Here is a 3663-nt window from a genome sequence, read left to right as displayed (position 1 = left end):
GGCCTGGGCGGGAGCCACTGCCCGGATCTTGGGAGGACGCCGCACCCGGTAGTGCCGGCCGCTGGCCGGCTCCGCAGGATGCGTCTGGCGTTCTCGGGAGCCGGCCAGCGGCCGGCACTACCTGGTGCGTCCGGCGGCGTCGGGAGCCGGCCAGCGGCCGGCACTACCTGGTGCGTGCGACGATGTCGGGAGCCGGCCAGCGGCCGGCACTACCTGGTGCGTGCGACGGTGTCGGGAGCCGGCCAGCGGCCGGCGCTACCCGGTGCGTCCGGCGCTGGACCGGCTCACGGCTTGTTGAGGAAATTGTTGGCCAGCAGGTCGCGCACGTCGCCCACCCGCCCGCTCAGCAACGCCTTGGCCGCATACAGCGCGGTGCCGGCCACCTGCTTGGCTTCCACCTGCGGCGGCATCACCAGCTCGGTCGGGCTGGTGTGCACGTCCAGCAGCGCCGGGCCCGGGTGGGCCAGGAAATCCTTCACCGCCTGCTCCAGGTCCTCCGAGCGGGTCACGGTGCGCCCGTAGAAGCCGATCACCTCGGCCAGGCGGCCGAAATCGGGGTTCTTCAGGTCGGTGTAGTTGTCCAGCAGGCCTTCCACCTTCTGCTCCAGCTCCACGAAGTTCAGCGAGCTGTTGTTGTAGACCACCACCTTGATCGGCAGGTTTTCCTGCACGGCGGTAAGCAGGTCACCCAGCAGCATCGCAATGCCGCCATCGCCCGACAGCGAGATCACCTGCCGGCCCGGATAGGCCTTCTGCAGACCCAGTGCCTGCGGCATGGCGTTGGCCATCGTGCCGTGCAGCAAACTGGTCAGGGTGCGGCGGCGGCCGTTGGTGCGGATGTGGCGCAGAATCCACACCATCGGCGAGCCACCGTCGGCGGTGAACAGCGCATCGTCGGTGGCGTGGCGGTTGATCAACGCGGTGAGGTGCTGCGGATGGATCAGCTCGCCCTCGCCCGGCTGCTCTTCCTTCTCGCGCGTGGCCAGTGCCTTGTCGCGGTGTTCGATGCACTCGTCCAGGAAGCTGCGGTCCTGCCGCGGCGGCAGCATCGGCAGCAGGGCCTCCAGCGTCGGGCCGATGTCGCCCACCACGCCCAGCGTCACCGGATGGCGCCGACCGAGGTGGCTGCCGTCACGATCCACCTGGATCAGCGTGGCCTTGTCCGGGTAGTACTGGCCCCACGCGAAATCGGCGCCGAGCAGCAGCAGCGTGTCGCAGGCCATCAGCGTGTGATACCCCGATTCGATCCCGAAGATGCCGGTCATGCCCATGTTGTACGGGTTGTCATGCTCGACGAAATCCTTGGCCCGCGAGGTGTGCGCGATCGGCGCCTGCAGCCGCTCGCCCAGCGCTACCAGCGCGTCGTGCGCATGCTCGCAGCCGGCCCCGGCGTAGATGCCCACGCGCTTGCCCTCGCCGATCAGCGCCGCAATGCGCTGCAGTTCTTCATCCCTGGGACGCAGCACCGGCTGGGTGTAGTGCACCGAGAACGGCACATCGTGCTTGACCATCGCTTCGCTGATGTCGGCCGGCAGGATCACCACCGCCACGCCGCGCCGGCTGATGGCTGCCTGGCAGGCCAGCGCCACCACGCGGCGCGCCTGTTCGGGGCTGTGCACCTGCTCGCAGAACACGCTGCAGCTGGCATACACCGCCTTGAAATCGACCTCCTGCGGAAACTCCATGCCCAGCTCGGCGGTCACCACCTGGCTGGCGATGAGCACCATCGGCGCGCGGTTGCGGTTGGTTTCGAACACGCCGTTGATGAAATGCAGACCACCCGGCCCGCACGAACCGGCGCAGGCGGTGAGCTGCCCGCTGATCAGCGATTCGGCGCCGGCGGCGAACGCGGCCACTTCCTCATGCCGCATGTGCACCCACTCGATATCGCTGTGGTGGATGGCATCGGTGACGTAGTTGAGGGTATCGCCGACGATGCCGTAGCAATGACGGACACCGGCAGCCTGGAGAGTTTCAACCACGATCTCGGCAACGCGCTTGCTCATGGGGGAACAGCCTTGGACGGGGGACCCCAGCCTAGCCAGCCGCAGGTGATCTCCCTGTAGGCACGGGGTGTGAAATGCCTATACATTGGCCGGCCCGTTCACTGGCCTTCAGGCCCATGCAGATCGTTCTGCGCTGCGCCACCGCGCAGCAGTTCCTGTCCTTCCATGAGCAGCAGTGGCTGCACGGCATCGACCCGGCGGCGCATCCGTGGCTGGCGCAGCTGCTGCATGCACCGCGCGGTGGAATTGCGCCCGGCGAGCTGCCAACGGCAATGGACGAACTGCTGGCCTGCCTGGCCCTGCAGGATCCCACCGATCCGATCATCCGCCGCAGCGGCCTGCGGCTCCTGCTGCTGTTGGCCACCGGCCAGCGCCACGGCCAGCCGGTGAGCTGGCAGCACCGTTGAGCCTTCCGGGAGGCACGCATGGCATTTGACCTGTATCTGGACGACGCGGGCCCGCGCATGCGGCATGCGTGGATCGACACGAACGAAGAGGCCATTCTCAGCCCCGACAGCCGCCGCTACCCGCAGCTTGCGCGGCTGTTGAGCGAATTCTACGGCGCGCCGCGGATCTCGCCCGGGCAGGCCGCCGCGCTGATGCAGGAAGTGATCGGCCGGCTGCTGGACGAGCCCGATGGCGCGGAAGGGCCGCTGGCCGAGGTCGGCCTGCGCCTGATCCTGCTGTTCGACCAGGCGCAGCGCCACGGCCTGCACATCCAATGCGAGGGCGACTGAGCAACGCTCAGGGGTTCGCGTTGACCCAGCCGAAAATGTCGCCCCGGGTGGGGTTGGCGTAGCGCACCTTCACCCAGCCGTCCTTTTCATCCAGCAGTTCCACCCGGTCATCGCGCACCAGATGGCGGCGGGTGGCGGTGTCGCCGGGCCGGGCATACAACGGCAGCCGTGCCGGCACTACCTGGCCGCTGAAGGCCAGCAGCCGCCGGTCACTGCGTGGGGCCACCAGCCCGTCGGAGATGGCCGTTTCCAGCACGTTGCCGGCAGGGTCAAACGTGCTCCAGACCGCCATCGGGCCACTCTCGGCGGTCTGCTTGACGAAGATCGTCGCCTCCAGCGCGTCGCCCAGCATCAGGGTGCGCTCGGCGCGGTACAGATACAGCCGCCCGTCGTGGTAGCGGTACAGGTCCACGTACCACATCGGGCCACTGCGGCAGCTGCTGCTCAGGGTGCGGTTGGCAGCGTCCACATCCAGGCCCATCAGCCCGCCGCATTGCTCGTGCGAACTGGCAGGCAGTGCCAGTGGCACGAACCGCGCCTGCTGGCTGTCGAACCGGTAGACCGCCACCGCTTCGTTGACCTGCCCGACCGAGGCGCGCGCCACCAGCTCGGGATGGCCATCGAAATCGACGTCCAGCTGACTCAGCCGCGCACCGCCATCGGCATCGGCCACGCCGTCCAGCCGCTGCTGGCGGCCCGACGGCAGCAGCAGCGCCAGGGTGCCCTGCGCTTCCACCCGCGCGGTCGCCACTTGGCCCGGCGCCACCTCCATGCGCAGCACCGGGCCATCGGCTGCTGGCGCGGCCGCCGTCACGCCCATCCACAGCAGCGCGGCGCCCAGCACCGCATGTCGCCCGCCCTTGATCGTGTTCATTGCTGCATCCTGCCGCGCCACGCTGGCGCCCGGGATCAGAACGATA

General features: G+C 68.7%; 4 protein-coding genes. 2 read left to right on the top strand and 2 right to left on the bottom strand.

Going from position 1 to position 3663, the window contains the following annotated elements; all coding sequences use genetic code 11:
• Positions 1-284 precede the first annotated feature (284 nt).
• Positions 285-2006: a thiamine pyrophosphate-dependent enzyme gene (locus DBR34_RS05655; protein WP_128096043.1), complete on the bottom strand. Its 1722-nt coding sequence runs from the start codon at positions 2004-2006 to the stop codon at positions 285-287.
• A gap of 116 nt (positions 2007-2122) precedes the next feature.
• On the opposite strand from DBR34_RS05655, the gene DBR34_RS05650 reads away from it, so the two are divergent.
• Together DBR34_RS05650 and DBR34_RS05645 are read left to right on the top strand one after the other, a co-directional pair.
• The gene (locus tag DBR34_RS05650) at positions 2123-2413 is read left to right on the top strand and encodes a hypothetical protein (protein WP_128096042.1); all 291 of its coding nucleotides are present in this window, start codon (positions 2123-2125) and stop codon (positions 2411-2413) included.
• An 18-nt stretch (positions 2414-2431) separates the two neighbouring features.
• Positions 2432-2743 (top strand): hypothetical protein, encoded by a 312-nt coding sequence (locus DBR34_RS05645; RefSeq protein WP_128096041.1) that lies wholly within the window; start codon positions 2432-2434, stop codon positions 2741-2743.
• Between the two features lie 7 nt (positions 2744-2750).
• Here DBR34_RS05645 and DBR34_RS05640 read toward each other — a convergent pair whose 3' ends face one another.
• Positions 2751-3662: an SH3 domain-containing protein gene (locus DBR34_RS05640; RefSeq protein WP_308812514.1), complete on the bottom strand. Its 912-nt coding sequence runs from the start codon at positions 3660-3662 to the stop codon at positions 2751-2753.
• Position 3663: the final 1 nt, after the last annotated feature.

Origin of the sequence: Stenotrophomonas sp. HMWF003 (assembly GCF_003061285.1) — a bacterium.
Taxonomy (GTDB): domain Bacteria; phylum Pseudomonadota; class Gammaproteobacteria; order Xanthomonadales; family Xanthomonadaceae; genus Stenotrophomonas; species Stenotrophomonas maltophilia_AP.
This window is presented reverse-complemented; position numbering and strand designations above follow the sequence as displayed.

Excerpts from the sequence above, each read along its gene's own strand:
- DBR34_RS05655 (WP_128096043.1), bottom strand. The coding sequence starts at position 2,006 with ATGAGCAAGCGCGTTGCCGAGATCGTGGTTGAAACTCTCCAGGCTGCC.
- DBR34_RS05650 (WP_128096042.1), top strand. The coding sequence starts at position 2,123 with ATGCAGATCGTTCTGCGCTGCGCCACCGCGCAGCAGTTCCTGTCCTTC.
- DBR34_RS05645 (WP_128096041.1), top strand. The coding sequence starts at position 2,432 with ATGGCATTTGACCTGTATCTGGACGACGCGGGCCCGCGCATGCGGCAT.